The sequence below is a fragment of the Acidovorax sp. sif0632 genome, assembly GCF_019218805.1.
GTDB lineage: Bacteria > Pseudomonadota > Gammaproteobacteria > Burkholderiales > Burkholderiaceae_C > Acidovorax > Acidovorax facilis.
The window spans coordinates 48231-71177 of sequence record NZ_JAHUWW010000002.1 but is presented as its reverse complement, the minus strand read 5'-3'; the positions used below and the strand labels follow the sequence as shown (position 1 = coordinate 71177).

Below are 22947 nucleotides of genomic sequence, written 5' to 3'. Positions count from 1 at the left end.
TTATCAGTCCGCCCACTGCACCCATCCAGTCCATGCTGTCACCAGAACAACGATGCCAAACACGATGCGGTAGTACGCAAACGGTACAAAGCTATGGGTACTGATGTAGCGCAACAACCAGCGCACACACAGCCAGGCGCTCAGGAAAGAAAAGACCAGCCCGGTGATGAACATGGGCAGATCGGCCACCGACAGCAGCGCGCGCTCCTTGTACAGGCTGTACACCCCCGCGCCAATGAGCGTGGGAATGGCCAGAAAGAACGAAAAATCGGTGGCTGCCTTGCGCGACAGGCCCAGCAGCATGCCCCCGATGATGGTGGAGCCGCTGCGGCTGGTGCCCGGCACCATGGCGAGACACTGCACCAGGCCCACCTTGAGGGCGTCCAGCGGCGTCATGTCATCCACCGACTGGATGCGGGTGGCCGCAGGAGATCGGCGCTCTGCCCACAAAATGATGAAGCCCCCAATGATGAAGGTGCTGGCCACCACCACAGGGGTGAACAGATGGGCCTTGATGGCTTTGCCAAACAACAGGCCCAGCACCACAGCGGGCAAAAACCCGATGAGCACATTGAGTACAAACCGCTGCGCCTGCCGCTGCGTGGGCAAGGCCACCAGCGTGGCGCGGATCTTCTGCCAATACACCAGGATCACCGCAAAGATGGCACCGGTCTGGATGGCAATGTCAAACACCTTGGCCTTGGCGTCATCAAATCCCAGCAGAGAGCCCGCCAGGATCAGGTGCCCGGTGGAAGAAATGGGCAGGAACTCCGTCAGGCCTTCGACCACGCCCATGATGGCGGCCTTGACCAGCAATACAACGTCCACGCACACTCCTTGAGATAAATTTTAATCAAATTAGGCTCTACCGCTTATCTATCAAGCGCTAGCAGCTATCAAAACAGGAGTATATGCCCAACAACCTGGCGTGGCCTTCAGGCAGGGGGTTGCCACGGCGCCTGCCACCCGCCCCCCAGCGCCTGCACCAGCGCCACCATGGCCAGCTGGCGGTTGACCTGCAGCTGCAGCAGGGCGCGCTGGGCAGACAGCGCTGACACTTGCGCGGTCACCACCTCGGTGTAGCCCACCTGCCCTTCGCGATAGCGGTTGAGCAGCTGCTGCGCCGTGCGTTCGGCGGCCGATACGGCCTCGCGCCGCAGGGGCTCCTGTTCTCGCAGGGTGCGCAGCACGGTGAGCTGGTCTTCCACGCTCTGGAAGGCCGTCAGCACGGTCTGGCGGTAGACGGCCACACGGGCATCGCGTGCAGCCTGCGCCTCCTCCACGCGGGCGGCGGTGGCACCTGCATCAAACACAGTCTGTGCAATGGACAGCCCCAGCGACCACACAGTGCCCGACGCCTTGAACAGATCCGCCACGCTGCTGCCACCGCTGCCGAGGGTGGCGCCCAGGCTCAGGCTGGGAAAGTACGCCGCGCGCTGGATGCCGATCTGCGCGTTGGCAGCGGCCACGGCCCGCTCTGCCGACGCGATGTCGGGGCGGCGCTGCAGCAGGGTTGAGGGGACGCCTGGTGGCACCTCGGGCACTTGGGCCACCCACGGCGCACTGGGCACGACAAAGTCGGAGGGCGCCTGCCCCGTCAGCACCGCCAGCGCGTGCTCGAACCGCGCCCGGTTCTGGCGCGCGGTGGCCAGGTCGGCCCGCGCGTTTGCCAGCTGGGTCTGCGCCTGCAGCACATCGGTCTGGGCCACCACTCCGGCGGAATAACGATTCCTGGCAATCTGCAGGCTGCGCTCGTAGCCCTCCACCGTGGCCTGCAGCAGCCCGATTTCCGCATCGGCCTCGCGCAACTGGAAATAGGCAGAGGCCAGGCTGCCCACGGCGGACAGGCGGGCCGACGCAAGGTCGGCCTCGCTGGCTTGCGCACTGGCCTGGGCATTGTTGACGCCGCTTTCGAGCCGCCCCCACAGGTCCGGGGCCCAGTCCACCCCCAACGAGGCTTGGGTCGTGGTGCCGGACCGGCTGGCGCCCTCGCCACCCGAACGCGTGGCACCGCCCGACAGGCTGACGGAAGGCAGCAGCCCCGCGCGCTGCTGCCGCACCACGGCCTGCGCCTGGGCATAGGCAGCCACTGCTGCGGCAATGTTCTGGTTGGATAGCTGCACCTGCTCCGCCAGCCGGTTCAGCTCGGCGTCTCCGAACAGCTCCCACCAGGGTCCACGGTCCAGCGCGTCGGCAGGCGCGGCTGGCGCCCAGGTGGCGCCCGCCTCCTTGAACGTGGCCGGCACAGGCATCTCGGGGCGCTGGTACGGCGGAGTGACGGAGCAGGCAGACAGCAGCGTCAGCGCGAGCCCGAGGCTGGCCCAGCGTGCGGCGCGTGCACCCGGTGCGAGGGGGATGAAGGGACGGGTCATGGTGCGCAATCAGACAGCGGCACCGGGGGCTCCGGCGCGGCTCAGTTGTTGTTCATTGGGTGCGGGTTTGCGCAGCTTGTCGAGCAGGACATAGACCACCGGCGTCGTCAGCAAGGTGAGCAACTGGCTCGCGATGAGCCCGCCGATGATCGCCACGCCCAGCGGCTGGCGCAGCTCCGAGCCCTGCCCGAAGCCGATGGCCAGCGGCAGTGCACCCAGCGCAGCAGCCATCGTGGTCATCAGGATGGGGCGAAACCGCAGCAGGCAGGCTTCGCGCACGGCCTCCAGGGCCGTGAGCCCGCGCGCGCGCTCGGCGTCCAGCGCAAAGTCGATGATCATGATCGCGTTCTTCTTGACGATGCCGATCAGCAGGAACACGCCGATGAGCGCAATGATGGTGAACTGCATGTTGAACAGCAGCAGCGCCAGCACGGCGCCCACCCCCGCCGACGGCAGCGTGGTCAGTACCGTGATCGGGTGGATCAGGCTTTCATACAGAACACCCAGCACGATGTAGATCACCACGATGGCGGTGAGGATCAGGAACAGCTGTTGCCCCTGCGACTGCTGGGCGCTGAGCGCCGTGCCCTGGAAGCTGCCGCGCACGTTGGTGGGCATGGCAATGTCGGCCTCGGCCTGCTCGATGACCTGGCGCGCCTGCGCCAGCGAGGTCCCGGGGTCGATGTTGAACGAGATGGTGGTGGCCAGCTCGCCATCCTGGTGGCTGATGGACGTGGGTGAGGCCCGCTCCACCACGCGCGCCACGGCGCTCAGCGGCACCATGGTCGACGCCGCAGTGCTGATGACATTGCCCGTGGACGCACCGCGCTGGCCCGGGTTGGCGGCCGTCCCCGTGGCACCCGTCGGGTTGCTGGCCACGTAGATATCTTTCAGGGCCGGCGGGCCCCGGGTGTACTCCGGCGCCCACTCCATGATGACGGCGTACTGGTTGAGTTCGCCATAGATGGTGGCCACCGAGCGCTGGCCGAAGGCGTTGTACAGCGCGTTGTCGATGGCCGAGGCGCTCACGCCCAGGCGCGAAGCGCTGTCGCGGTCCACCTCCACATAGGTCTCCACGCCGTTTTCCGCCTGGTCGGTGTCCACATCCTTGAGCAGGCTTTCGTCCTTGAGCCGGTCGGCCAGCTTGCCCGCCCATTGCTTGAGGTCCGCCATGTTGTCGCTCTTGAGCGTGTACTGGTAGGTGGAGTTGCTGGAGCGCCCGCCCATGCGCAGGTCCTGCACGGGGTTCAGAAACACCCTGAGGCCGGTGATCTGGTTGAGCTGCGGCCGCAGCCGCGCAATGACGGCCGGCGTGCTGTCCGTGCGCTGCTTCAAAGGCTTGAGGTTCACAAACATGAACCCCCCCCCGGCCCGGCTGCCACCCGAGAAGCCGACGACGGTGTCCACCGCTGGGTCCTTGCGGATGATCTCCACGGCCTGGCGCAGCTTGCGCGCCAGGGCTTCGGAAGAAATGCTCTGGTCGGCCCTGAGGCCCGCGTTGAGCTGGCCGTTGTCCTGCTCGGGGAAGTACCCTTTAGGGATCTTCGCGAACAAGTACACGTTGAGCCCGATCACCGCCAGCAGGATGAGCACCACCAGGCCTTTGCTGGCCAGGGCCCAGTCCAGGCTGTGTCCATACCCGCGCAGCACGCCCTGGTAGCCGCGCTCTGCCCACCGCGCCAGGCGCGACGGGGGCTTGTCGCTGGCCGGGTCGTGCGCCCGCAGCAGCCACGCACACATCATGGGCGTGGTGGTGAGCGAGATCACCAGCGAAATCATCACTGCCGCTGACAACGTGATGGCGAATTCGCGGAACAGCCGCCCCACCTGGCCGTCCATGAACAAGAGCGGAATGAACACCGCCACCAGCGACAGGCTGATCGACAGCACGGTGAAGCCCACCTCCCGCGCACCCTGCAGCGCGGCCTGCATGCGGTCCATGCCGGCCTCGATGTGGCGCATGGTGTTCTCCAGCACCACGATCGCGTCGTCCACCACAAAACCTGTGGCCACAGTCAGTGCCATGAGGCTCAGGTTGTTCAGGCTGAAGCCCAGGAAGTACATCACGCCGAAGGTTCCCAGCAGCGACACCACGGTGGCCACCGCCGGGATCACCGTGGCCCGCGCCTTGCGCAGGAAGAGGCCCACCACCAGCACCACGAGGGCGATGGAGACCATCAGGGTCAGCTCGATCTCATGCAGGGACGAACGGATGGAGTTGGTGCTGTCGGACGCCACGGCCACCTGGATGTCCTGCGGCAGCTGGGCCTGCAGGTCGGGCAACAGCGCGCGCACGGCATCCACCGTTTCGATGATGTTCGCACCCGGCTGGCGCGTGACCAGCACGATGATGGCGGGGTCGCCGTTGAACAGCCCCACGGTGCGGCGGTTTTCCACCCCGTCCACCACGCGCGCCACATCCCCCAGCCGCACGGCGGCATTGTTGCGCCAGGCGACGATGAGCGACTCGTACTCCGCCGCCTTGCGCGCTGGCGATGGCGTGTAGATCTGCAGGCGGCGCCCGTCGCCCTCGATGGCGCCCTTGGGCCGGTTGGCGTTGGAGGCCTGGATGGCAGCGCGCACGTCTTCGGTGCTGATGCCGTAGCGGTTGAGCGCAAAGGGCAGCAGCTCCACCCGCACGGCGGGCAGCGAGCCGCCGCCAATCTCCACCTCGCCCACACCGTCCACCTGCGACAGGCGCTGGCTCACCACGTTGGAGACGGCATCGTAGATCTCACCCGGCGTGCGCGTCTTGGAGGTCAGCGCCAGAATGATGACGGGTGATGCCGCCGAGTTGCGCTTGCGATACGTGGGGTTGCTGCGCAGCGTGGCGGGCAGGTCGGCCCGCGCCGCGTTGATGGCGGCCTGCACCTCGCGCGCGGCCGCGTCGATGTTGCGGTTCAGGTCGAACTGCAGGCTCACACGCGCCGATCCGTTGGAGCTGGTCGAGGTCATTTCGTTGACCCCGGCAATCACCCCCAGCCGCCGCTCCAGAGGGGTGGCCACGCTGGTGGCCATGGTTTCGGGGCTGGCGCCCGCCAGGCTGGCCGAGACCGAAATGGCCGGATAGTCCACCTGCGGCAAAGGCGATACGGGCAGCACAAAAAATGCGGCGATCCCCGCCAGGGCCACGCCAATGGTCAGCAGCACGGTGGCGACCGGCCGCTCGACGAAGGGGCGCGAGAGATTCACGTCACCTCCCCGGCCTGGACCGGCGCCGCCGCCGTGCCCCGGCCCGTCCAGCGGCGGCCCAACCGGTCAAACGCCAGATAGATCACCGGCGTGGTGAACAGGGTGAGCATCTGGCTCAGGATCAGGCCGCCAAAAATCGCCAGCCCCAGGGGGCGGCGCAGTTCCGCCCCCTCGCCCCATCCCAGCATCAGCGGCAGCGCGGCAAACAGCGCCGCCAGCGTGGTCATGAGAATGGGGCGAAAGCGCAGCAATGCAGCCTGGTGGATGGCCTGCTGCGGCCCCATGCCCTGGTGGCGCTCGGCGTCGATGGCGAAGTCGATCATCATGATCGCGTTCTTCTTGACGATGCCGATCAGCAGGATGATGCCGATGATGCCGATCACCCCCAGGTCGTTGCCCGACACCATGAGCGCCAGCAGCGCCCCCACCCCGGCGGAAGGCAGGGTGGAGAGGATCGTGACCGGGTGGATATAGCTCTCGTACAGCACGCCGAGCACGATGTACACGCACACCATGGCCGCCAGAATGAGCCACAGCTGGCTCGACAACGATTTTTCGTAAGCCCCGGCAGCCCCCAGGAACTCCATCGACAAGCCCTGCGGCATCCCGATTTCCTTCGCGGCAGCGCGGATGGCGTCCACCGCACTGCCCAAGGACACGCCCTCGGCCTTATCAAACCCCAGCGTTGCCGCCGGGTACTGGGCCACGCGCGTGATCTGCAACGGCGCCAGTTGCTCGCGGATGGTGGCCACAGCCGCCAGCGGCGTGGGCGTGCCGGAGCCTGTGCGCAGCTGCAAGGTGCCCAGAGCCTCGGGCGTGTTCATGCCTTCCTGCTGGGCTTCCAGGATCACGCGGTACTGGTTGGTCTCGGTGAAGATGGTGGACACGATGCGCTGGCCAAACGCGCTGTAGAGCGTGTCGTCCACGCTGCTGGCCGTGACCGACAGGCGGGATGCCGTGTTGCGGTCAATGTCCACAAAGGCCGACAGGCCCTGCGCGCCCGCATCGGTCGTGGCGTTGCGCACCTTGGGCTCGCGCTGCAGTCGCTCGGCGAGCTTGCGGATCCAGTCGTTGACCTGCGCGGCATCCACACCGCCAATCGACACGCGGTACTCGGTGGGGCCGGTTTCCGCATCGATCGTCAGATCCTGCGTGGGCTGCAGGTATAGCGTGACACCCGCCACAGACCGCACACGCTCACGCAGCCGCTGCATGATGGCTTCCTGCCCGTCGCGGTCAGGCTTGAGATTGATCAGCATGCGCCCGGCGTTGAGCATGGTGTTGTTGGCCGCATCCACACCCACAAACGAGCTGAGCGACAACACGTCGGGGTCTTGCAAGATGGCGCGTACGGCGGCTTGCTGGAGTTCACTCATGCGGGCGTACGAGACATCCTGCGACGCCTCGACGCGCGCCTGCAGTTGCCCGGTGTCCTGCGTGGGAAAAAGCCCCTTCGGGATCACCACATACAAGAGCGCCGTGAGGGCCAGCGTCATCACCGCCACCATCAGCGTGGCGCCCTGGTGGCGCAGCACCCACTGCAGCCAGCGGTCATAGCCGCCAATCACCCGCTCGAAACCCCTGTTGATACGGCCCGCCACGCCCTTCGGGCCCCCAGCGGGCTCGGCGCGCAGCCAGCGCGCAGCCATCATGGGCACGAGGGTGAGCGACACCACGCCCGAGATGAGAATGGTGATGGCCAGCGTGACCGCGAACTCGCGAAAGAGCCGCCCGACCACATCGCTCATGAAGAGCAGCGGGATCAGCACCGCGATCAGCGACACCGTGAGCGAGATGATGGTGAAGCCAATCTGCGTCGCGCCCTTGAGCGCCGCCTGGAACGGCGGCTCGCCCTCCTCCAGATAGCGCGCGATGTTCTCGATCATCACGATGGCATCGTCCACCACAAAGCCGGTGGCAATCGTCAGCGCCATCAGGCTCAGGTTGTTGAGGCTGTAGCCCAGCAGGTACATCACGCCGCAGGTGCCAATGAGCGAAATGGGCACGGCCAGGCTGGCAATCACCGTGGCGCGCAGGCTGTGCAGAAAGAAGAAGATCACCAGCACCACCATGAGCACGGCCAGCACCAGTTCCAGCTCCACATGGTGGACCGAGCCCCGGATGCCCGTGGTGCGATCCGACAGCACCTGCACCTTGAGCGATGCGGGCAGGCCCGCCTGCAGCTCGGGCAACAGCTTCTTGATGTTGTCCACCGTGGCGATCACGTTGGCGCCCGGCTGGCGCTGCACGTTGAGGATGATCGCTGGAGTGATGGAAGCCCCCACGCTCCCCACTTCGTGTGGTTCGCTGCCCCCCGAGGGCGCGTCCGCTTGCTGGGGGCGGCCCGGCGCGGCGCGGAGGGGGTCGTTGACCCCCGCCCACGCGCCCAGCCGGTTGTTCTCCGCACTCTCCACCACACGCGCCACCTCCAGCATGCGCACCGGCGCACCGTTGCGCCACGACACGATGAGGTTCTTGTAGTCGTCCACCGTCAGCAACTGGTCGTTGGCATTGATGGTGTACGAGCGCTGCGGGCCGTCAAAACTGCCCTTGGCACTGTTGGCGTTGGCCGACGTGATGGCCGTGCGCAGGGTATCGAGGCCAATGCCGTACGACGCCAGCGCCTTGGTGTCGGCCTGGATGCGCACGGCAGGCCGCTGCCCACCCGCCAGCGACACCAGCCCCACACCGGAAACCTGGCTGATCTTCTGCGCCAGGCGCGTGTTCACCAGGTTCTGCACTTCGGTGAGCGGCAGCGTGTCAGAGCTGATGGCCAGCGTGAGCACCGGCGCGTCGGCAGGGTTCACCTTGGCGTACACCGGCGGTGCGGGCAGGTCTGCGGGCAGCAGCGAATTGCCCGCGTTGATGGCTGCCTGCACCTCCTGCTCGGCCACATCCAGCGCCAGCCCCAGGCCAAACTGCAGCGTGATGATGGACACCCCCGAGGCGCTGGTGGACGCCATGCGCGTGAGCCCGGGCATCTGGCCAAACTGGCGCTCCAGCGGCGCACTCACCGTGCGGCTCATGACCTCGGGGCTGGCCCCCGGGTACAGGGTCTGCACCTGGATGGTGGGGTAATCCACCTCGGGCAAGGCCGACAGCGGCAGAAAGCGGAAACCCACCAGCCCTGCCAGCACGATGGCAATCATCAGCAGCGCAGTGGCTACGGGCCTTTCAATGAATGGACGTGAAGGACTCATGTTGTCGTGCCGCGCTCAGGGATTCTGAGGAGGACGCTGGCGGCGCTGGCCACCTTCTCCACGCTCCCCTCGCGGCCCGCTGGCCCCCGCACGCGGTGCACGGGCGGCCTGCGCACCCGGCAGCTGCACGGCCATGCCATCCTGCAAGCGGTCCCCGCCCTCGGTCACCACACGTTCGCCTTCCTTCAGGCCTTCGGTGATCGCCATCAGCCCCACCGTGGCCTGACCGCGCTTGACCTTGCGCAGCGACACCGTGCGGTCTTCGTTGATGACATAGACGTAGTCGCCATTGGCGCCAGTGCGCACGGCAGTCACCGGCACCACCAGCGCAGGCACATTGCGCAGCAGCAGCTGCACGTTCACAAACTGGTTGGGAAACAGCGCACCCGCCGCGTTCTCGAACCGCGCCTTGGCCTTGACGGTGCCGGTGGTGGTGTCGACCTGGTTGTCCAGCGTAGAGAAACGCCCCTTGTCGAGTTCGGCCTTGCGCGTGCGGTCCAGCGCCGTCACGGCCAGGGCGTCCGCTGCGCCCTGCGCTGCCTGGATGTCGGCCACGCGGTCCTGCGGCACCGAGAACTGCACGTCGATGGGCGCCACCTGCGTGATGGTGGCCAGGCCCGCCGTGTCGCCCGAGGTCACGTAGTTGCCCGCATCCACGGTGCGAAGACCGATGCGCCCCGACGCGGGCGCGGTGATGCGTGTGTAGTCCAGGTTCAGGCGCGCCGTGCCCTCCTGGGCCTTGTCGGTCATCACCGTGCCTTCAAGCTGTTTGACCAGCGCGGCCTGCGTATCCACGTCCTGGCGGGCGATGGAGTCTTGCGACAGCAAGGTGCGGTAGCGCTCCAGCGTGAGGCGCGCGTTCTCCAGCTGCGCCTCGTCGCGCTGGCGGGTGCCCTGGGCCTGCATCAGCGCCTGCTCGAAGGGGCGGGGGTCGATCTGCGCCAGCAACTGCCCTTTTTTGACCATCTGCCCCTCGGTGAACAGCACCTGGGTCAGCATGCCCGACACCTGGGGCCGCAGCGTGACCGTGGTGGCGGGGATCACGGTGCCCAGCGCATCGATGATCACCGGCAGTTCAGCCTTGCGCACCACGGCATCCCCCACCGTGACCATGGGGCGCCCGCCCCCCGGAAAGCCCGGACCGCCGCTGGATTCACCATTGGCCCGCTGGATGAGATACCACGCCGCCCCTCCTACCAGCCCCACCAACACCAGCGCCAGCAGGCTTCCTACCCATCGGGATCGGCGTGGCGGTTTTCCGGGGGGAGCGGGAGGAATGGCCGATGGCGGGGGCGCGTTGACTTCTTGGGGGTTCATGACGGTCTTGATTCGTGTTCTCGGGGTGCGTGCTGGGCGGGTGTCAGCACGGTCAACCGTACCGGATCGTAGAGGCTCAGTTCACGCGTTGCTTTGAACGCTGTGCGAAGAAAAGTAAACCTTGGGGTCAAAGCAATTTGTAGGGAAGACGCATCCACCAACGGGCCGACCACCAAAAATGCCCCGCAAGTCACGCCGCGCTCCTGCATTTCGCGGCGGCCCTGGCGCATTTCGTCGCAAGCCGCTGGCAGCGACGGGGCGGTGTCGGCACAGTCCGCTCCATTGAAGAACGAGCCCGGAGCCACACCATGCAACTCACCCCCGTCATCGCCATCCACCTCGCCGCAGCGCTCGCCGCGACCGCCATCGGCCCCATCGCCCTGTGGGCCCGCAAGGGTGCCACCCAACGCCCGCGCCTGCACCGCGCCGCCGGGTATGCCTGGGTAACCCTGATGGTGGCCACAGCCGTGTCGGCCATTTTCATCAGTGGGGGTCCGGGCCCGCGCTGGGGCAGCTTCGGGCTGATCCACCTGCTGATACCGGTCACGCTGGGGATGCTGGTGCTGTCTTTTGTCTTCCTGGCCCGGCGCAACATCGACGGGCATCGCAAAACCATGCAGCGCGTCTACATCGGCGCCTGCGTGGTGGCCGGTGGCTTCACTCTGCTGCCTGATCGCTTTCTCGGCCATTCGCTCTGGTCGGCACTGGGCGTGATCTGACCCTGCCGTTCCCTCTCCATCTGCCCTTTCCACTCAGGAGATCCCCATGCTGCTCAATTTGATTGTTCACCAACCCCAAGCAATGCTCCAGGTCATCAGTCACACCCCCTACTGGGTATGGGGCATGCTGGCCGGCCTGGTGGGGCTGGGCGCCAGCCAGCTGCGCGACCGCAGCGCCAGCCTGCTGCGAACCCAGCTCATGCCGCTGGGCATGGCCGCCTTCTCGGTGGCAGGCCTGCTGTCGGCATTCGGCGGTTCGGCCTCCTCCGGCGTACAGGCAGTGGGTCTCTGGCTGGCAGCCGCCACGGCGACCACGGCGCTGGCCCTGTGGTTCCAGCCCACGGCGCCCACCGGCACGCTCTACAGCGCCTCTTCGCGCAGTTTTTACATTCCGGGCAGCGCCATGCCGCTCGCGCTGATCGTCGGCATCTTCCTGACCAAGTATTTCGTCGGGGTGGAGCTGGCCATGCAACCCACCCTGGCACGGGACGGCACCTTCGCGCTGCAGATCTCGGCCCTTTATGGGGTGTTCAACGGCCTGTTCGCCGCCCGAGCCCTGCGGATGTGGCGCCTGGCGCAGCAAAGCGTGGTCTACGGCGCATCCCCCATGGGCGCCTGAGCCCCGCCAGAACCCTGCCCTCCCATCGAACTGACTCACCTTGTCTGGAGACATCACCATGCACTACATCCACCCCACCCAAGACCCCATCGAACGCCTGGCCCGCAAGCGCGCCGGGGCCAAACTCGGCTGGTACATGCACGCCGGCGTCTATCTGCTGGTCAACCTGCTGCTGATCACCTTGTCGGCCGCCAGCGGGCGGCACTGGGCGGTGTACCCCGCCCTGGGATGGGGCATCGGCCTGGTGGTGCATGGGGCGGTGGTGTTCCTGATTGCTGGCGGCGGGCTGCATGAGCGCATGGTGCAGGCCGAACGCGACCGTCTGGCGCAGCAGGGGCCACGTCCTTGAACCCGTCTACACCCGCCTTCCGCACGAAAGAAATCCCATGAAGATGCTCCGACGACTGACCCTGGCCCTGCTGACACTCGCGACATGGAGTGCGGCCACCGCCGCCCAGGCGGGCACAGGGCTGATGGAATTGCCCGGCTTGCTGGGGGATGGCCCCATCACGGTGTTCTACCCCAGCAGCAGTGCCGACGAACCTGTGCAGCGCGGCCCCTTCCAGCTGCAGCTGGCCTGGCAGGGCAGCCCCGTGCGGGGCAACGGCCGCCTGATCGTCATCACACACGGTTCGGGCGGCAATCCGTGGGTCCACACCGACCTTGCGCGTGCAATGGTGGCCGCAGGTTTTGTCGTGGCATTGCCCGAACATGCGGGAGACAACTCCAAAGACCCGTCCACCCCCGGCCCCGAGAGCTGGAAGCGCCGCCCCGCCGAGGTCTCCCGCGCCATCGACGCCGTGGCACAGGACAACCGCCTGGCCCAATTGCTCACCCTGGACAAGGTGGGGGTCTTCGGTGGTTCCGCCGGTGGCCACACGGCGTTGACGCTGGCGGGCGGCGCGTGGTCGCCCGCGCGCTTTCGTCAGCACTGCGAGGCCCACATTGCCGATGATTTTTCCTCCTGTGTCGGGTTCATCACCCGTTTGCACGGCAACCTGCTGGATGGCCTGAAGAAGTGGTTTGCACTGACCGTGATACGGCACCGCTTTGGCGATGACACCGCCTACACACACCAGGACCCCCGTATACAAGCCGCCGTGGCCAGCGTGCCCTTTGCAGCCGACTTTGACATGGCCACCCTTGCCACCCCAAGCATCGCGCTGGGGCTGGTGACTGCGGGCATGGATGTGAACCAGGTACCGCGCTTTCACAGTGACGCCGTGCTCACGGCCTGCCAGGACCGCTGCACCCACGTAGCCCACCTGCCGGACGCCAGCCACGGCGCCATGCTGTCGCCCATGCCACCGCTGCACCTGCTGAGCGACGTGCAGACCGCGCTGCTGGGCGACCCGCCCGGCTTTGACCGCAAGGTGCTGCCCGAGGTGGATGCACGCATCGTGGCGTTCTTCGCCCAGCACCTGCAACCCTTGCACCCCTTTCAACCAGTGCCCTAACGCGGCCATCCTGCGTCACACGCCCCCATGCTCCTCATCTCTGCCGCCACCCTCGGCCTGCTCGCCACCATGACGCAAACCTCCAGATTGCGGCCCCGCAGCCTGTACCCCTTGTTCATCGCTGCCGCCTTGCTGACCCTGGGGCTTGCCGGACTTGCTGCCGCCATCGCCTGGGGCGGCCCCCACGACATCCCGCCGCTGTCCAGCATCAACAATCCGTTCAAGGGTGTGGACTACAGCGGTGTTCCACCAGTCCAGCGCTACACAGCGCGCGACGGTACTTCACTGGCGTGGCATGGCTACAGCCCCCGTCCGGCAACAGCAGCCACACCACAGCGCCGGGTGATATTGGTGCATGGGTCTTCCGCACGGGGGCAGTCCAACCACGTGCTGGCACAGGCGCTGGCGGCTGAGGGCTATGCCGTGGCTTCTCTGGACATGCGGGGGCACGGCGCGTCCGGCCCCAGGGGCCAGGCCGCGTACATCGGCCAGATGGAAGACGACATCGAGGACTTTCTGCGCGCCGTGCCGCACGCTGGCCCGCAAACGCTGATGGGGTTTTCGGCAGGCGGCGGGTTTGCGCTGCGTTTTGCGGGCAGCGCGCGGCAGGACCTGTTCGACCGCTATGTGCTGCTTTCGCCTTTTTTGCACCACAACGCCCCCACATCGCGGCCTGACAGCGGCGGCTGGGTGTCGGTGGGCCTGCCCCGCATGGTTGCCATCACGCTGCTCAATCAGATCGGCATCACCCGGTGGAACCACCTGCCCGTGCTGAGCTTTGCCCTCAACGACGTAGCCCGCGAGCTGCTCACGCCCCGCTATTCGTACACGGTGGCCACCAACTTCCGCCCCCACGACGACTACCAGGCCGACATCCGCAATGCCCGGGGCACGGTCTGCATCGTGGCCGGGCAGGACGATGAGCTTTTTTACGCCGACCGCTTTGCCGACCTGTTTGCCCAGGCGGGCAAGCCTGTGCCCGTGACCCTGGTGCCCGGCGTGAACCACATGGGGCTGACGCTGGACGCCCAGGCTGTGGCCACGGTGGCGCGCCACGCCTGCCCGGCCTAGCCCGCCCCTAGAATCCCTGCAGCGCCCCGAGCTTTTCACCCCCGACCGCCCCGCCATGACCTCCCCTCTTAGCCCCGAAGAAATCGAAACGCTGGCCCGCCGGCGCGCCAGCGCCAAGCTGGGTTGGTACGTGCACGCTGCAGCGTTCGTGCTGGTGAACGCGCTGCTCTTTGCCATGTCGCGCTACGCATTCGGTACGCGCCCCTGGTCGATCTATCCACTGCTGGGCTGGGGCCTAGGGCTGGTGCTGCATGGGGTGTCGGTGTTCCTGCTGGGCAGCGGCGACGGCCTGCGCGAACGCATGGTGCAGCGCGAGCGCGAAGCCCTGCAGCGCGAACAAGCCCAAAAGCAGCAAGATCAGCACCGGCCATGATGCTGCGACGCCCCTTCAACGGCATCAGCAAGCTGCGGCACTTCCTTCAGGTGCTCGCCTTCACCCTGGTCGTTGCGACTATCCAATATGCCTTCATGCCCGACAAGCCCTACGGGCCGCCGGTGGTGTATTCGATACTGATCGGCACCTTCACCTGGGCCGTGATCGACCTGGGGCGCGAATTGATACCGTCTGCCGCCGAAACGGGCTGGCCGCATGGGTGGCAAGGCATGGCGCTGGTGGCGGGGGGCATCGTTGTGGGGTACGTGGCAGGCACAGCGCTGGCCAACGCCTTGTGCGTGTACTACTTTCACTTCTACCCACCGGGCACGTCCACTACCGGGTCCGACCAGCGCACATCCATTCTCATCACGGCCATTGCCGGGCTGGTGGGCAGCTACTACTTCTACGCCATCCACAAATCGGCGTATCTGGAAGACAAGATGGCCGAGGCGCGCATGCACGCGAGCGAGGCGCGCCTGAAGCTGCTGGAAACCCAGCTCGAACCGCACATGCTGTTCAACACGCTGGCCAACCTGCGCGTGCTGATCGGCACAGACCCCGCGCGTGCGCAAGAGATGCTGGACCGCATGATTGCCTACCTGCGCGCCACGCTCACCGCGTCGCGCAGCACCCAGCACCCGCTGTCCAACGAGTTTGACCGCCTGCGCGACTACCTGGAGCTGATGGCGGTGCGCATGGGCCCGCGCATGGCCTACACGCTGGACCTGCCCGAGGCACTGCGGGAAGTGCCCGTGCCGCCACTGCTGCTGCAGCCCCTGGTGGAAAACGCCATACGCCACGGCCTGGAGCCCCAGGTGGAAGGCGGCCACATCGCCGTGCGTGCCAGCACGCGCCCGGGCGCCAATGGCCCGCTGCTGGTGATCGAGGTCAACGACACCGGCGTGGGCCTGCCCGGCACCCTGCCCACGCCGGGCCCCGGCCAAAGCTTTGGTCTGACCCAGGTGCGCGAACGCCTGGCCACCTTGCACGGCGCATCAGGCACTCTTGATTTGATAGCTGCTAGCGCAGGAGGGACAAGCGCTAGCGTCGTTTTTCCTTTGAAATCCGCTCCCAACCCATGAACCAGCCCGCCCCCCGCGCCCTGATTGCCGAGGATGAACACCTGCTGGCTGCCGCACTGCAGCAGGAGCTGGCCCGCGCCTGGCCCGCGCTGCAGATCGCCGCGACCGTGGGCGACGGCCTGTCGGCCGTCAGGCAGGCGCTTGCCCTGCTCCCCGACGTGCTCTTCTTTGACATCCGCATGCCGGGCCAAAGCGGGCTGGATGCCGCCGTGGAACTGGCCGACGCCTGGCCCGACGACAAACCGTTTCCCGCACTCGTATTCGTGACGGCCTACGACCAGTACGCCGTGCAAGCGTTTGAAGCCCAGGCTGTGGACTACCTGCTCAAGCCCGTGCAGGCGGCCCGGCTGCAAAAAACAGTGCAAAAACTGCAGCTAGCGCTTATGAATAAAGCGCAACCAGCTATCAATTTAGAAGCAACCATGGAGCAGCTGCGCCACCTGCTGGCAGCGCCCGGCATTGCCTCGCCATCCGCTGCAGCGGCACCAAGCAGCACCGCCCCCCTCACCCTCATCCAGGCCAGCAGCGGCAGCCAGATCCACATGGTGCCGGTGGCCGACGTGCTGTACTTTGAAGCGGCCGACAAATACGTGCGGGTGCTGACTGCGGCGCGCGAGTACCTGATCCGCACGCCGCTCAAGGAGCTGACGAGCCAGCTTGATACGCAGGTGTTCTGGCAGATCCATCGCAGCACCCTGGTGCGCGCCAGCGCCATCACCACGGTGACGCGCGACGAGGCGGGCAAGCTGCATCTGGAGCTGGCGGGCCGGACCGAGAAGCTGCCCGTGAGCCGCCTTTACGCGCACCTTTTCAAGGCGATGTAGTCCCCGAGGGTTCTTAGAACGTGTTTACCGATTGGTGGCCAGCAGCAGGCCACCCGCCCCCATGAAGAACCCGCCGGTGGCCTTGTTGAGACGCACCACACCCCGCGAGGTGCGGATAAACCGGCGGATCTGCCGGCCCCCCGCCGCATACACCGCCGTGGAGACAAACTCAGCCCCCAGGTACACCGCCCCCAGCACCACAAACTGGCGCAGGGCCGGCTGGCCGGGGTCGATGAACTGCGGAAAGACCGCTGCAAACAGGATGATGGCCTTGGGATTGGTGATGCCCAGCAAGAACTCCTGCGCGATGAGCGACTGCAGGCGCACCGGTGCACCGCCCGCTTTGACCGCACCTCCGTCTGCGCCATCCACCACATCCAGCCCGCTGAACTCGCGGCTGCGCCACGCGCGCCAGCCCAGCCAGAACAGGTAGCAGGCCCCTACCCACTTCACGGCCGTGAAGGCCGCCTCGGACGCCAGCAGCATGGCCCCCAGGCCCACCGCAGACACCGTCAGGAAAATCGCGAACGCAGCCACCCGCCCCAGCGTCGCCACCATGGCCGCACCAATCCCCGCGCGAATGCCGTTGTTGAGGCCACAGAAATTGTTGGGGCCAGGCGTGAGGGCAATGGCAACCGCCACCGGGGCAAAAAGAAGCGCGTCCATGGAACAGTCCTTCAGAGAACGGGAAAACACCCGATAGCGGCCCAGTCTAAAACAAGCGGGGGCGGAAGGCGCAGGCGCTCGGTGCCCCGGACACCACTCAACCGTTCAGTTCCACCACCGTGCCCCAGGGCACGCTGGGCAAAGCCTCGTAGTGCGCCACGACCACCACCCGCCCGGGCTGGCCCGCCACCTGCGCCAGGGCGCGGCCCAGGTAGGTGGCCGACGGCTTGTCCAGCCCGCCCACAGGCTCGTCGATCAAGGTCAGCGGCGCGCCCGAGGCCAGCGCCCCGGCCATCAGCACCTTGCGCTTGCTGCCGGTGGACAGCGCGTAGAACGGCTTGTCCAGATGCTCGTGCAGCGTGAAGCCTTCAATGTGCGTGGCCAGCGCTGCCGCATCCCACAGCGGGTAGTGCGCGGGCAGGCTGTCCAGCCAGCCACGGGCGGTGAGCTTGTCCAGGTCGCCAGCACGGGGATCAACCCAGAACACCATGTGCGCAAAGGCCTTGGGCGCGTCGCCCAGGCTCACACCCTGCAGCGTGATGCGCCCGGCCTGTGCCGTGAGTTCACCCGCCAGCAGGCGCAGCAGCGTGGTCTTGCCACTGCTTTCGTCGCCACGCACCAGCGCCAGGCCTGCAGGCAGCGCCACCGACCACTGGTTGAGCACCCCACATTCGGGATAGGCAAAACACAGCCCCTCCACCTGCAACACCACGTTCTCAGACATCCTGCTTCCTTGGGTTTGTTGCGCAGGACATTCCGTACAAGCCTGCGCCGGTCCAGGATTCTAGAGAGCGGTCGAGTGGGTCTCGGCTTTGCGCCGCCACCGTGCCCACAGCCAGCCTCCGGTCTGGTTGACCACCAGGCCACACAACACAGCGGCTGCGCCCGCCCACTGCAGCGGCAAGGGCGTTTCGCCCAAAAACGCATACGCAGCCCACAGCCCCACCACTGGCACCAGCAGCGAAAACGGCGTCACCCGCCCGGCCGAGTGGCGTTGCAGCAGCTGCGTCCACAGCGTGTAGGCCAGCAAGGTGGCCAGCAATGCGAGGTAAAGCACTGCGAGCAAAGCCCTGCCGTCCACCGCCTGCAATTGCGCCACGACACCGCTGGCGCCTTCGGTCCACACCGCCAGCGCAAAGAACGGAACGATGGGCACCACGCTGCTCCACACGATGAACGGAAACGGCGCGTAAGCCCCTGCCTGCGCAGCACGGCGTGCCACCAGGTTGGACACCGCCCACATGAAGGCCGCGCCGAGGGTGAGCACAAAACCGGCCAGCGTCATCTGCCCGGGCCCTTCTCCATGGGCAAGACCAATCGTCATGAGCCCGCCAAACGCCAGCAGCAGACCCCACCACTGCCAGGGTTGGGCGCGCTCACCCAGCAGCGGTGCAGCCAGCAGCAGCGTAAAAAACGCCTGCGTCTGCATGACCACCGAGGCCATGCCCGCCGTCATGCCCAGCTGCAGACCCAGGAACAGAAAGCCGAACTGCCCCAGCCCCTGCGCCAGCCCGTAGCCCACCACAAAGCGCCAGGGCATCGATGGGCGGGGCACGAACAGCAGAAACGGCAAGGATGCCGCAGTGAAACGCAGGGCACCCAGCAGCATGGGGCTGAGCCCCTGCAAGCCCAGCTTCATCACCACAAAGTTCAGCCCCCAGATGACCACCACGGCCAGCGCGCGCAGCAAGTCGCCACGGCTCAGCGCCCGCGCCGTCATGCAGCCACCGCCGCAGCCACAGCCACCGGCCGCCCTTGGCGCGCCCGGGCAGCCACGAAGGCTTCGAACGCCTCAGCGCTGGTCTTGCCAGGCACGTAGCCCAGCACCTCCTTGAGCGCGGCATTGAGCAGCACGGGGCGGTAACGCAGAAAATCCAGCTGCTCTGGCCCGTAGCGGCTCAGGCCCAGCGCGGAGCCCACCGCCAGCGCGGCACGCAGCAGGCCCGCAGGCAACTCCAGCACCGGTTTACCCAGGCGCCGGGCGATCTCGCGCAGCGGCAGCGCACCATCGCCCGCCAGGTTGAAACAGCCAGCGCGCTGCGTGCGCAACGCATGCAGGATGGCGCCGGTCACGTCCTCGTCCCAGATGAAAACAAACGGGCTCTCGCTGCCACGGATGGCCAGCAGGCGGCGTTTGTCGAACAGCGCGGTGATCTGGTTGTCCACCCGCTCGCCCAGGATGGTGCCGATGCGCAGCACCGTCTGCGCCAGCGCGGGGTGGTCCGCGCGGTACTGCGCCAGCATCTCTTCTACCAGCCGCTTGTGGTGGGCATAGGCAAACACCTCATTGCCGCGCAGCGCATCGGTCTCGCGCAGCCAGGCGGGGTTGTCAGCGTGGTAACCATACGCGGCCCCGCTGGAGCTGACGACGATGTGCTTGACACCCGTGGCCACGCAGGCATCGAGCACATTCTGGCTGCCCAGCACATCCACGGAGTATTCGAATTCGCGGTTGGATCCTTTGCCCGGCGTGACGATGGAGGCCAGGTGCACCACGCTGTCGATGGCATGGTCGGCGAGCGTCTGCGCCAGCGCGGGGTCACGCACGTCCTGCACCAGATAGATCACACCAGGCAGGCGACGCTCGGCAGGCACCTCGCGCACATCGGCCGCCACCAGCGTGTGCACACCCTCGCGCGCAAGGGCGGCCACTACACCCTGGCCCAGAAAACCGTCGGCCCCGGTCACCAGGATGCGGCGCGTTGCCAATGAAGAAGCCGTCATGCGCCGTGCTCCTTGGCCGAAGCCCCCAGCGGCACCACCGCAGGTCTGCGGCCCCACCATCCCGCCAGCGCCAAGCCGGCAATGATGTCCCAGAAGCCCCAGACACCCGCCACCACGGCCATGCCCCCCAGGCCTCCAAAAAAACTGAAGATCAGCACCAGGCCCAGGCCCGCGTTGCGGATGCCCACCTCAATGCTCACCGCGCGCCGGTCGTAGTCCGACAAGCCGCTGAGCCGCGCGCAGGCATAGCCGGTGCCAAAGGCCAGCGCGTCATGCAATACCACGGCCAGCAGCACCAGCCCCACGTAGTCGAGGAAGTAGCGCCAGTTGCCCGCCACGGCCCCGACGATGAAACCGATCAGGCAGACAAAGCTGAGGATGCGCACGGGCTTGTTCACCCGCTGCGTGAAACGCGGCAGCTTCTCCGCACACAGAATGCCCAGCGCAAACGGCAGCCCGATGATGGCGACGATGTGCCCCGCCATCTCCAGCGGGTCGAGCGCAATACTGCGCAACAGCGGCGCCGCCGTGGGGTGCAAACCGCCCCAGAACGCGAAGTTGAGCGGCATGAGCACAATGGCCAGCGCGTTGGAGATCGCCGTCATCGACACCGACAGCGCCACATTGCCGCCTGCGCGGTGCGTGAGGATGTTGCTCACATTGCCCGGCGGGCAGCAGGCCACCAGGATCATGCCCAGCGCAATGCTGGGGCCGGGCTGGAGCAGCAGCGTAAGCACAAAGGTCACGGCAGGCAGCACGATGAACTGCGCCGCAATGCCCACCGCCATGGCTCCGGGCATGCGCAGCACGCGCTTGAAGTCGGCCACGCGCGTATCGAGCGCGATGCCGAACATGAGAAAACCCAGCACCACATTGAGCGCCACGAGCGATGCAGGGTTGAAGTTGAGGCGTATTTCGTCGACGGGCAGCATAGATAACCTTTGAGTTCAGTTCTTCACCGCGTATTGCGCAACGCGCAACGCACGAGACTGTCGCAGCGACAGCGCGGGACGCCGAGCAAGGGCCGCCCCGCAGCGAGGGCGTCGTCCCCTTGCCCGCAGTGCGCAGCGCTGCGAGAGCGGGGGGAAGCCGCGCAGCGCCTCAGGGGGGCTTTCATGCCAGGGCAGCGGCCGCTGCCCGCACCGCGTTGCGGTAGGTGTCCTTGTGCACGTAGTACGCCATGCGTTCGAGCTTGAGGTACTTGAAGCCACCCGACAGATCGGGTGGAGGCCCGGCCTTGGCCTGGCGCAGGGCCTCGGCGCGCGGTGATCCTTCAGACTGCGCCTTGAAAAAGCGCGCTACCAGCTCCGCTTGCTCGTAACGGCCCTGCCAGCCGATGCCGCTGGCCTCGATCATCCCCATCACGGCCAGGTTGTCGAAGCGCGGGGACAGGATGTTGAGGTACAGCTGCGGCGCCATGCCGTTCCAGTTGAGCAGGCTGTGGTCGATGAAAGGGTAGTGCAGCTTGTAGCCGGTGGCGCAAAGCACCAGGTCGTAGTCTTGCGCGCTACCGTCCTTGAAGAACACGGTGTGGCCCTGCAGGCGCGCAATATCGGGCTTCACATGGATGTCGCCGTGACCCAGGTGGTGCAGCACCAGCGAGTTCACCACGGGGTGCGATTCGTACATCTTGTAATCGGGCTTGGGCAGGCCAAACCGCGCCGGGTCGCCGGTAAACCACTGCAGCACCACGCTGTCGATCTTCTGCTTGAGCCAGGGCGGCATCTTGAACTTGCCCCCCAGCGTGTCGGCGGGCTGGCCGAACACGTATTTGGGCACAAAGTAGTAGCCGCGCCTCACCGACAGATCCACGCTGCGCGCGTAATGCACCGCATCCACGGCTATGTCGCAGCCCGAGTTGCCCGCGCCCACCACCAACACGCGTTTGCCCTTGAACAGCTCGGCGCTTTTGTAGGCGCTGGTGTGCAGCAGTTCGCCATCAAACTGGCCTTCAAAGCGCGGCATGTTGGGCTCGGCCAGCGTGCCATTGGCAATCACCACGCCCTTGAACTCTGCGGTCTGCGCGGGTCCGCCGTGCTGGCTCCAGGTGACGCGCCACAGCGGCGCTGCGCCCTCGCCCACGGGCTCGACCTTCAGCACGCGGGTACCAAACCAGTAGTGCGGGCGCAAACTAAAGTGCGCGGCAAAGTCCATGAAGTACTGCCGCATCTCGCGGTGGCTGGGGTAGTCGGCCACCTCGGGTCGCATGGGGAACTCGGTGAATTCTGTGGTGTGTTTGCTGGAGATGAGGTGTGCCGATTCGTAGACCGTGCTGCGCGGGTTCTCGATGTTCCACAGGCCGCCCACGTCGGTGTGCGCTTCAAAGCCCTGGAAGGGCACGCCCAGCTTTTGCAGGTTGCGCGCAGCCGCCAGGCCACTGGGGCCTGCGCCTATCAGAGCGATCTGGGTGCGGGTATCTGCCACAGTGGGTGTTGTCTCCGTTGTCATGCGTTTTTGCTTTCGTTGTGTACCGGTGTCTCCGCAGGCAACGGCAGGCCCGGAATGGCCGTGGCCCCCGCCTCGCCCACGCGCGGCTTGCGCGGCTGGCCCAACAGCAGGCGGTCGTGCAGGGTGTCAGGCAACAGGTTCAGCAAGCGGGCCAGCCAGCCGATGCGCGCGGGCAGCACGATGTGGGTACGACCTTGCGCGACACCCGCCAGCAGAGCCCGGGCAGCGGCTTCGGGCTCCATCAGGCCCGGCATGGCAAAACGATTGCCCGCCGTGAGCGCGGTGCGAAGGTAGCCAGGGCTCACCGTGCTGACCACAATGGATTCGCCGCGCAGCTCGGCACGCAGGCTCTCCAGGTAGCGGATGAGCCCGCCCTTGCTCGCGCAATAGGCGCCGTTGCCCGGCATGCCGCGCCAGCCTGCAATGCTGGCCACACCCACCAGGGCGCCGCGCCGCTGTGCACGCATGGTTTTCACAAACGGCTGAAAGGTGGTGGCCGCGCCCAGCAGGTTGATCTCCAGCATGCGGCGCAGCACGGCCAGGTCGTCGGCTTCGGCAGTGTCAAAGCCGCCTGCCACGCCCGCGTTGGCAATGACGAGGTCGGGCACCGCGCCCGAGAGCGCCATCCAGTCGGCCGCCATGGCCTGCATCGCGGTGCTGTCGGCCACATCGGGCGTGTACACCGCGCAGCGCCCAGGCGCCAGCGCAGCCAGTGCCCGCAACGTGGGCAAGTGAAGCCCCACCAGCGCCACGGCAGCGCCCTGGCCGATCAGCTCCCGCGCCAGGGCCTGGCCCAAGCCACCACAAGCGCCTGTGAGTACCGCGTTCTGAAAAGTCGCCGCCATGAGCACCCCGTGAAATGTTGGTTTGCAGCTTAGCC

The 22947-nt window shown here is 66.7% G+C and carries 20 protein-coding genes; 8 read left to right on the top strand and 12 right to left on the bottom strand.

Features of this window, described 5'->3' with window-relative positions; translation table 11 throughout:
- Positions 1-3 precede the first annotated feature (3 nt).
- From KW832_RS05400 to KW832_RS05380, 5 genes are all read right to left on the bottom strand, one after another.
- The gene (locus tag KW832_RS05400) at positions 4-828 is read right to left on the bottom strand and encodes an undecaprenyl-diphosphate phosphatase (protein ID WP_121422620.1); all 825 of its coding nucleotides are present in this window, start codon (positions 826-828) and stop codon (positions 4-6) included.
- Between the two features lie 107 nt (positions 829-935).
- Entirely contained in the window at positions 936-2372 is a 1437-nt protein-coding gene (locus tag KW832_RS05395; RefSeq protein ID WP_218299153.1) for an efflux transporter outer membrane subunit, read from the bottom strand.
- Between the two features lie 9 nt (positions 2373-2381).
- Entirely contained in the window at positions 2382-5564 is a 3183-nt protein-coding gene (locus KW832_RS05390) for an efflux RND transporter permease subunit (protein ID WP_055397372.1), read from the bottom strand.
- Positions 5561-8764 carry an efflux RND transporter permease subunit gene (locus KW832_RS05385; RefSeq protein ID WP_218299152.1) on the bottom strand — a complete coding sequence of 1068 codons (3204 nt, stop codon included), beginning with the start codon at positions 8762-8764 and terminating at the stop codon, positions 5561-5563. Before KW832_RS05385 ends, KW832_RS05390 begins: the two co-directional genes overlap by 4 nt.
- A 15-nt stretch (positions 8765-8779) precedes the next feature.
- Positions 8780-10081, bottom strand: coding sequence for an efflux RND transporter periplasmic adaptor subunit (locus KW832_RS05380; RefSeq protein WP_174240365.1), 1302 nt, complete (start codon positions 10079-10081; stop codon positions 8780-8782).
- Between the two features lie 308 nt (positions 10082-10389).
- Between KW832_RS05380 and KW832_RS05375 the strand changes: the two genes are divergently transcribed.
- Genes KW832_RS05375 through KW832_RS05340 form a run of 8 tightly spaced genes read left to right on the top strand, consistent with a single transcriptional unit; the run spans position 10390 to position 16229 of the window.
- Positions 10390-10800, top strand: coding sequence for a DUF2306 domain-containing protein (locus KW832_RS05375; protein ID WP_121419366.1), 411 nt, complete (start codon positions 10390-10392; stop codon positions 10798-10800).
- Between the two features lie 46 nt (positions 10801-10846).
- Positions 10847-11419 (top strand): DUF6622 family protein, encoded by a 573-nt coding sequence (locus tag KW832_RS05370; protein ID WP_218299151.1) that lies wholly within the window; start codon positions 10847-10849, stop codon positions 11417-11419.
- Positions 11420-11477: 58 nt separating this feature from the next.
- The gene (locus KW832_RS05365; RefSeq protein WP_218299150.1) at positions 11478-11768 is read left to right on the top strand and encodes a 2TM domain-containing protein; all 291 of its coding nucleotides are present in this window, start codon (positions 11478-11480) and stop codon (positions 11766-11768) included.
- 37 nt (positions 11769-11805) lie between these two features.
- Entirely contained in the window at positions 11806-12876 is a 1071-nt protein-coding gene (locus KW832_RS05360) for a dienelactone hydrolase (RefSeq protein ID WP_218299149.1), read from the top strand.
- 27 nt (positions 12877-12903) lie between these two features.
- The gene (locus tag KW832_RS05355) at positions 12904-13947 is read left to right on the top strand and encodes an alpha/beta hydrolase (protein WP_218299148.1); all 1044 of its coding nucleotides are present in this window, start codon (positions 12904-12906) and stop codon (positions 13945-13947) included.
- Between the two features lie 55 nt (positions 13948-14002).
- Positions 14003-14320, top strand: a complete 318-nt coding sequence (locus tag KW832_RS05350; RefSeq protein ID WP_121419361.1) for a 2TM domain-containing protein — start codon at positions 14003-14005, stop codon at positions 14318-14320.
- Complete coding sequence (locus tag KW832_RS05345) at positions 14317-15405, top strand: sensor histidine kinase (protein WP_218299147.1); 1089 nt, start codon at positions 14317-14319, stop codon at positions 15403-15405. Before KW832_RS05350 ends, KW832_RS05345 begins: the two co-directional genes overlap by 4 nt.
- Positions 15402-16229 carry a LytTR family DNA-binding domain-containing protein gene (locus KW832_RS05340; protein WP_055396282.1) on the top strand — a complete coding sequence of 276 codons (828 nt, stop codon included), beginning with the start codon at positions 15402-15404 and terminating at the stop codon, positions 16227-16229. Before KW832_RS05345 ends, KW832_RS05340 begins: the two co-directional genes overlap by 4 nt.
- A 24-nt stretch (positions 16230-16253) precedes the next feature.
- On the opposite strand, the gene KW832_RS05335 is transcribed toward KW832_RS05340, so the two are convergent.
- The 7 genes from KW832_RS05335 to KW832_RS05305 form a co-directional block, all read right to left on the bottom strand.
- Positions 16254-16895 (bottom strand): LysE family translocator, encoded by a 642-nt coding sequence (locus KW832_RS05335; RefSeq protein ID WP_055396280.1) that lies wholly within the window; start codon positions 16893-16895, stop codon positions 16254-16256.
- Between the two features lie 97 nt (positions 16896-16992).
- On the bottom strand, positions 16993-17619 hold the full coding sequence (locus KW832_RS05330; protein WP_218299146.1) for an ATP-binding cassette domain-containing protein: 627 nt from the start codon (positions 17617-17619) through the stop codon (positions 16993-16995).
- A gap of 60 nt (positions 17620-17679) precedes the next feature.
- Positions 17680-18615 carry an EamA family transporter gene (locus KW832_RS05325; RefSeq protein ID WP_218299145.1) on the bottom strand — a complete coding sequence of 312 codons (936 nt, stop codon included), beginning with the start codon at positions 18613-18615 and terminating at the stop codon, positions 17680-17682.
- Entirely contained in the window at positions 18612-19619 is a 1008-nt protein-coding gene (locus KW832_RS05320) for an NAD-dependent epimerase/dehydratase family protein (protein WP_218299144.1), read from the bottom strand. Before KW832_RS05320 ends, KW832_RS05325 begins: the two co-directional genes overlap by 4 nt.
- Positions 19616-20551 (bottom strand): bile acid:sodium symporter family protein, encoded by a 936-nt coding sequence (locus KW832_RS05315; protein ID WP_218299143.1) that lies wholly within the window; start codon positions 20549-20551, stop codon positions 19616-19618. Before KW832_RS05315 ends, KW832_RS05320 begins: the two co-directional genes overlap by 4 nt.
- Positions 20552-20732: 181 nt before the next feature.
- Complete coding sequence (locus tag KW832_RS05310; RefSeq protein WP_218299142.1) at positions 20733-22067, bottom strand: NAD(P)/FAD-dependent oxidoreductase; 1335 nt, start codon at positions 22065-22067, stop codon at positions 20733-20735.
- On the bottom strand, positions 22064-22912 hold the full coding sequence (locus tag KW832_RS05305) for an SDR family oxidoreductase (protein WP_218299141.1): 849 nt from the start codon (positions 22910-22912) through the stop codon (positions 22064-22066). Before KW832_RS05305 ends, KW832_RS05310 begins: the two co-directional genes overlap by 4 nt.
- Positions 22913-22947 lie beyond the last annotated feature (35 nt).

Bases quoted from the DNA above. Each gene is read 5' to 3' on its own strand.
- KW832_RS05345 (WP_218299147.1), top strand. From the start codon at position 14,317: ATGATGCTGCGACGCCCCTTCAACGGCATCAGCAAGCTGCGGCACTTC.
- KW832_RS05335 (WP_055396280.1), bottom strand. From the start codon at position 16,895: ATGGACGCGCTTCTTTTTGCCCCGGTGGCGGTTGCCATTGCCCTCACG.
- KW832_RS05370 (WP_218299151.1), top strand. From the start codon at position 10,847: ATGCTGCTCAATTTGATTGTTCACCAACCCCAAGCAATGCTCCAGGTC.
- KW832_RS05380 (WP_174240365.1), bottom strand. From the start codon at position 10,081: ATGAACCCCCAAGAAGTCAACGCGCCCCCGCCATCGGCCATTCCTCCC.
- KW832_RS05305 (WP_218299141.1), bottom strand. From the start codon at position 22,912: ATGGCGGCGACTTTTCAGAACGCGGTACTCACAGGCGCTTGTGGTGGC.
- KW832_RS05385 (WP_218299152.1), bottom strand. From the start codon at position 8,764: ATGAGTCCTTCACGTCCATTCATTGAAAGGCCCGTAGCCACTGCGCTG.
- KW832_RS05340 (WP_055396282.1), top strand. From the start codon at position 15,402: ATGAACCAGCCCGCCCCCCGCGCCCTGATTGCCGAGGATGAACACCTG.
- KW832_RS05320 (WP_218299144.1), bottom strand. From the start codon at position 19,619: ATGACGGCTTCTTCATTGGCAACGCGCCGCATCCTGGTGACCGGGGCC.
- KW832_RS05395 (WP_218299153.1), bottom strand. From the start codon at position 2,372: ATGACCCGTCCCTTCATCCCCCTCGCACCGGGTGCACGCGCCGCACGC.
- KW832_RS05355 (WP_218299148.1), top strand. From the start codon at position 12,904: ATGCTCCTCATCTCTGCCGCCACCCTCGGCCTGCTCGCCACCATGACG.
- KW832_RS05315 (WP_218299143.1), bottom strand. From the start codon at position 20,551: ATGCTGCCCGTCGACGAAATACGCCTCAACTTCAACCCTGCATCGCTC.
- KW832_RS05350 (WP_121419361.1), top strand. From the start codon at position 14,003: ATGACCTCCCCTCTTAGCCCCGAAGAAATCGAAACGCTGGCCCGCCGG.
- KW832_RS05365 (WP_218299150.1), top strand. From the start codon at position 11,478: ATGCACTACATCCACCCCACCCAAGACCCCATCGAACGCCTGGCCCGC.
- KW832_RS05360 (WP_218299149.1), top strand. From the start codon at position 11,806: ATGAAGATGCTCCGACGACTGACCCTGGCCCTGCTGACACTCGCGACA.
- KW832_RS05375 (WP_121419366.1), top strand. From the start codon at position 10,390: ATGCAACTCACCCCCGTCATCGCCATCCACCTCGCCGCAGCGCTCGCC.
- KW832_RS05310 (WP_218299142.1), bottom strand. From the start codon at position 22,067: ATGACAACGGAGACAACACCCACTGTGGCAGATACCCGCACCCAGATC.
- KW832_RS05330 (WP_218299146.1), bottom strand. From the start codon at position 17,619: ATGTCTGAGAACGTGGTGTTGCAGGTGGAGGGGCTGTGTTTTGCCTAT.
- KW832_RS05325 (WP_218299145.1), bottom strand. From the start codon at position 18,615: ATGACGGCGCGGGCGCTGAGCCGTGGCGACTTGCTGCGCGCGCTGGCC.